The 5,606-nt window shown below is 51.1% G+C and carries 6 protein-coding genes; 3 read left to right on the top strand and 3 right to left on the bottom strand.

The genetic code is table 11. From position 1 onward, the window contains the following. On the top strand, nucleotides 1–316 hold a 316-nt coding region (locus AT710_09045), incomplete at its 5' end, for a hypothetical protein (GenBank protein ID KUO90452.1). On the opposite strand, the gene AT710_09040 is transcribed toward AT710_09045, so the two are convergent. Next, nucleotides 254–1,276, bottom strand: coding sequence for a hypothetical protein (locus tag AT710_09040; GenBank protein KUO90451.1), 1,023 nt, complete (start codon nucleotides 1,274–1,276; stop codon nucleotides 254–256). The genes AT710_09045 and AT710_09040 overlap by 63 nt on opposite strands. A 50-nt stretch (nucleotides 1,277–1,326) precedes the next feature. Here AT710_09040 and AT710_09035 point away from each other — a divergent pair, with 50 nt between their 5' ends. Next, entirely contained in the window at nucleotides 1,327–1,989 is a 663-nt protein-coding gene (locus AT710_09035) for a hypothetical protein (GenBank protein KUO90450.1), read from the top strand. Here AT710_09035 and AT710_09030 read toward each other — a convergent pair. Together AT710_09030 and AT710_09025 are read right to left on the bottom strand one after the other, a co-directional pair. Beyond that, entirely contained in the window at nucleotides 1,986–2,744 is a 759-nt protein-coding gene (locus AT710_09030; protein ID KUO90449.1) for a hypothetical protein, read from the bottom strand. The genes AT710_09035 and AT710_09030 overlap by 4 nt on opposite strands. Next, the gene (locus AT710_09025; GenBank protein ID KUO90448.1) at nucleotides 2,744–3,757 is read right to left on the bottom strand and encodes a polyprenyl synthetase; all 1,014 of its coding nucleotides are present in this window, start codon (nucleotides 3,755–3,757) and stop codon (nucleotides 2,744–2,746) included. The genes AT710_09030 and AT710_09025 overlap by 1 nt, the downstream gene beginning before the upstream one ends. A gap of 154 nt (nucleotides 3,758–3,911) precedes the next feature. Here AT710_09025 and AT710_09020 point away from each other — a divergent pair, with 154 nt between their 5' ends. Continuing rightward, the gene (locus tag AT710_09020; protein ID KUO90447.1) at nucleotides 3,912–4,781 is read left to right on the top strand and encodes a hypothetical protein; all 870 of its coding nucleotides are present in this window, start codon (nucleotides 3,912–3,914) and stop codon (nucleotides 4,779–4,781) included. The last annotated feature ends 825 nt before the right edge of the window (nucleotides 4,782–5,606 follow it).

Raw genomic sequence — 5,606 nt, 5'->3', positions numbered from 1 at the left:
GCCGAGCTATGAATTATCGTTCAGCCTTAGGCACGTGGCTGCAGTGCTCGATGGATCAAGGGCATCGCTGAGGGCTCTCCCCGTCCTAAAGGACTTCGCCCAGAGATACGGATCGCGAATAACAGTGATATATCAAGGCAGCGACGATGAATTCCTATCCCTCGTCAAGGAATCCATGAGTGGGGCAGGCATAACTTACACCGTGGAGAAGCCCAGCGACTTGCTGGAGTTCATTAGGAACAAGGCCCCCGACTTATTGGTGCTTCCCCTCGAGGGCAGGACCGGCGCCGAGGCGCTTGAGTCGGCTGGACACTAGTTCATTAATTAGGTTCGCCGCCGTTCTCAATGCCTTAAGCTTCTCCAGCGATACCTTATACGCCTCCTCGATATCCCCCGACTCCGTCCTAAGGGACCCAAAACCGCAGTCCGGCTTCACGGCGAACACCCTATCCCGCCCAACCCTATCAATTATCTTGCCCGCCAATTGAACTATTGAGTCGACGGATTCGATGGCGGGATTCCTCGATGATACGACTCCAATGGCTAGCCTCTTGTCGCCCACTACGTCCCGAGTTATGTAATTCACGTTCTCGGGGGAATCCATATACTCATTATCCAGTATATTCACTTTCTCAATTCTGCCGAGGATGTTGAATACCTTAGGGTTGAGCCTGCCGCAGACATGTATGCCGCGGAGCCCGACGCCCACTCCCCTATAAGCCTCGTCGACCACTTCCTTTATCTCATCGTCGGAGTAATTAAAGAGGTTGCGGCGCGCCCCCACCATGGTGCCTATGATCGGTTCATCCACGTTAACGTAATTGATGCCCAACTCCTCGAGCCTCCTCAGCACTGAGTTAATGTACTTGGCGAGGAAGTGAACCACCTCTCGATCCCCGAGCGCGGACTCCATTATGTTAGTGGTGCCGGGCCTCTTGAATATGAAGCTCGACAATGTGAAGGGGCCGGTGACGCATGCCCTTAGCCCCATGCCCCTCCCCTCCTCGCGCCAAGCCTCGAGGGACTCCAGGATGGGTTGAACGGCATCATCGATGCTCGGCATCTTTAATTCCCCGCTCAAAACAAATCTTCCCCCCTTAACCTCTAGCCCCCCGCTTTTGGCGATTGGGGCCAGGAACATATCTATGAAATTAATTAATTGAGGGTAATTGGGCCAATCTATCCCTATCTCCGAGACATCCCTCAAAACCCTCCTCACGTTCTCCGCGTTGTGCGGCAACGGGAAGGAGCCGGTGTAAGTCGTTAGTATCTCCACATTAATTGGATTGGGGCAAGACTTATTAAGCTTTCCTGTATTGAGACCCAATGAGCGGCAAGAAGAAGGGCGGGAAATCAAGGAAGAACCGCAAGTTCTTCATAGTGGCTCTGCTGGCCATAGTTGTGGCGGAGGTGGGCTACATATCCGCCATGCTGCTGCCGGCGCTTGAGTCTAGGCCCGCTAATGCCCAGACAAGCTTCAATTCATTCGCATTAATGGAGGAGTCCCTCATAAACATCTCATCGACCCAGCCATCCCTGGTTAACCCGGCGCCGTACATTAATAGGACGACGCTCATATACGTCACCATGCCGACGACGAGCGGTTGCCCGGTTCCGNTAACCGCATTGAACGATTTGGCGGCGAGGGGTTTCGGGGTGATACTGGTGCTGATGAATCCATATGGGGTTCAACCAATTCTCCAGGGCAGCCAATTAACCACGTCCCTATACAATATCAGATTAGCATGTGGCTCAGCCCCATCCAGCGGCGTCCTACTCGCGTCGGCGTACTGGGTGACCCCAACGCCGGGGCAATTGCCCCTGGGNTTGGTCAATGCGACTCAACCCCTAGTCAAGATAAATATAAATAACNTGAATCCATATATGCCGCTCGCCATAGCCACATACGGCAACGGCACCGTTAAGGGCTTGATTTACGGCCCCAACGCGCTTAATGCCTCAGTGATAGAGAAACTCGTCGATAATTAGGGAATAAGTTCAGTGCATCGCGGAGGATCATTACCCCAAATGATAGCCTCAATGGATTCCAGGTCCTTAATGGAGCACATGAAGGTTCGAGGCCCCATTTCAGCTATGTTCCAGGCATGCCTCAGCTTACCCATGAGGCCCCCAGTCACATCAATGGCGTCCCCGCCCACGCCAATCAAGTCCCCCCTCCTCAACCTCCTCATTAATGCACCCTTCCCCGCGCCCTCCGAGTAAACGCCCTCCACATCCATTAGGAACAACACTAATCGAGGACTCAATAATCGCGTTATCTCCTCCGCAATGGCGTCCCCGCTGATTATGGAGAAGCCGAGCTCCGAATCCATCACTACATCCCCATGAAGCAGGGGAGCCACGCCCCTGCTCAGAGCACCCAGTATAGGACCTGGATTCGCTAGGAATGCTTGGCCGCGCTTCATTTGGAACACGTCCCCGGCCCTAACGTAGTACGTCGCAACTCCCCTCCTCGCCAACTCAATTGTCAACGCTTGATTAAGCGCCTCAAGCGCGGCAGTCGTGAGCGAGACGCCGATTAATTGATGCTCATCCCTAGTTCCTCNCCCAAGCCCATAAGCCTTAGCCAATGGGTGGGCAAATGATCCTCCCCCATGAATCAACACCAACCCCTCCCCCAAGCCCCTTAACAGCCCNGCTAAGCCCCTAACCGGCTCCAGATCCAGGCTGAGGGGGCGCGACTTATCCGTTATGGCTGAGCCCCCTATCTTTATGATGATCATCAGTACTCTCTATACACGATGAATTTGGCCAGCTCTATTAAATTTTCCTTCGCCTCACTTCTTGGAATTGCGTCCAGAGCCTTTAATCCGGCCTCCATGTACTTATTGGCCATGTCCATGGCCCTCACGCGTGAATCGGTGGATCCAATTAACTCAATGGCCCTCTTCACATCCCCCTCCCCGATACTGGGCTTTCCAATTATATCGAGGAGCTCCCGCTTCCCCTCCAGTGCAGAGAGCAGTATCACTATGTTGCCTAACTTGTGCTCCTTCACGTCCTTCCCCACCTCTTTCCCGAATTTCCTCACGTCGCCGAAAATATCGAGCACATCATCCACTATTTGAAACGCCATGCCGACGCTCAATCCGAACTCGCTCATTGCCTTTAGGCACGCCTCATCGCCTCGCGCCGAGTAGGCTCCCATCCAGGCAGCGAACTTAATTAATTCGGCGGTCTTTAACCTAATCATTGTTAAGTACTTATCCAATAGATCCGGCGACACATCCCTAATCAGGTTATCCATGAAGTACGGGTCAGTCCTCCCGCTGTGCTCCATTAACACGTCGAGCCGCTCCCCCTCATCAATTGCCTTAATCGCCTTGGCGGTGGCCCTCGCCACCTCAATGGGGTTCCTCGTCTCTAGAACGGCTTCCTCAATCGCCTCCCTGTACCANATCCCAATNANTATNGCGGCGTTATCCCCATACTTCCTCCTAACGGTGGGCAACCCCCTCCTCACNTCTCCCCTATCTATTATATCATCATATATCAAGGAATAATTATGAATCAACTCGACTATTGCGGCATACGGAACGGCGCCCNCCGCNTCTCCACCACATGCCCTCGCNGCTTCGATGGTTATGAGGGGCCGAACCCTCTTGCCGCCCGTGGCCACTTGATACTTAATTGCCTCAATGAAGNCTGGAGCGGCATCTATGGCCAAGTACTTGAGCAATGCATTCTCCACTTCCCGGCCATGCGCCTCATGTAGCCTAGTCAATATATCCTTCATGATACCATAGGGGAATCCCCATTTAAAAGCATTGAGGATTAAGCGGCCAACGGCTCTGGAGCATGGTTGGGACATCCATGAATGACTTTACGACTAGCTGGAATGCATTGAATCTATTTTCAAATTTTATAAAGGGATTCCCCATCCCTAGGCAGTGTTCACTATAATTAGGGTAAAGTATAGATTAACGGCGATGCAGGACATTATTATTCAATCGCTTTCCTCAAAGGTAATAAAACAATTATTGTTGAGCAAGGTTGGGCGTGAATCCCCGATATACGCGTTGATCGGCGATTATTCGCCCCTGGCCAAGGCCCCCGAGAAACCCATTAAGATGAGCATGATATATAGGGGCGAACGAGCCCTTTGGAACGAGGGATGGGGAGACCCACTGATATTGAGGCGGGGAACGGAGTATGCCTTCCACATAACCTTCATCGACTCCCCGAAAAACGCGGCTAGGCTTGGAGTGGATAACGGGAATGTGTTGAGGGAATTAATGGAGTTGGAGGGCAATTTCAGGATTTATGGGTATGGAGAAGTCGCCGTCAGCCTAATCGGCATAGAGGTCATTGCCTCCAGCGAGTTGGGGAGCGGCGAGTCGTGGAGTAGCGTTAAGCTTGAGTTCCCCACGCCAGTGCTTCTGCAGTACCCAAAGCCGCCTCGCCTGAGACTGCGGGAAAGCGTGAATGCATTGTACCCATTGCCGCAATTGATGATTTGGAATGCTGCCTGGAGGTGGAGCTTATATAGCGATGATAGATTACCGCCCTCGCTTCCTCAATATGCGCCGCTGGAGCTGCGGGAATCCGATCACGGCATCCGCGCCGTCACTGTGAATGTTGGGGTTAAGGAGCGGGGGTTCTCTGGCTGGATAATTTACCGCTTAACCAGCAAGAGCAAGGAGCGGGCGGCGAACTACATTAAGTTGCTTCGATTCGCCTCATTAACTGGAATTGGTAGGTCCACTACCTTGGGACTGGGGCAAGTAAGGCTATGGCCCCTCAACGAGGCTAGGCGATGAGAAAAACTTGAGCCTCAGCACATATATGGCCTTGGTAAAGTTAAGGAGCGCCTCATCTTCCTGAGATATTGGGATTGGGGTTATTGGGGCTAATATTTGCCAACTGCCTTGTTAGTATGAGATTTAGGTTTGTTTTATGGATTCCCGTGGCCGCTATAATGGGGATTTTTAATGCATGTTCCGCGGCCTGCAAATGTATTTTATCTTAAATCTTCCCCATCCTCTTGTACTTCTGCCCTTATAGATGGAACTGACCTCCTCCCCGCCTTTAGGGCGAGGCTTTCCGCCCCCTTAACCCCCATTTCAGTAAAGTCTTTTAATTCATTAACCTGGTATTCAATTTCGAAATTATTTATCGAAGGCATGAAGGCCATTAACGAGCCATTATTTTCGATGCAATGCGGAAATTCAATTAGTGCCTTTGTAATGCATTGGAATAATCTGGCACTGAGGAGTTGATGAGGATTGGGATGCCCGAGAACATAAAAATAGAAATGGAACTAATAGATTAATGCAATCACAGCATCATTGATAATTCATTAAATAATCAAAACCGGTTACGATACTTCTCTATCATTTATCCTTGGAAGTTGTTATTTTTAAATGAACAAGCTTGACTGAAAAAATAAAAATTAGTGCATCAACATAACACATATGACTGGGCAAAACGCGAAGAGGTATGGGGTCGCCATAATAATTGGTACGTTAGCCTTGTTGGGATTAATGCTTGCCGTGGTATCAGGCCTATGGTCGCCCGCGAAAGTCTATGGCTCACTCGTGCCAGTGCAAAGTTTTGGGGTCGTCGTCAATTTCAGCGATGGTTCC

Origin of the sequence: Thermocladium sp. ECH_B (assembly GCA_001516585.1) — an archaeon.
Classification (GTDB): domain Archaea; phylum Thermoproteota; class Thermoprotei; order Thermoproteales; family Thermocladiaceae; genus Thermocladium.
Note: the sequence above shows the minus strand (reverse complement) of the source record. Positions and strands in the feature narration are given on the sequence as shown.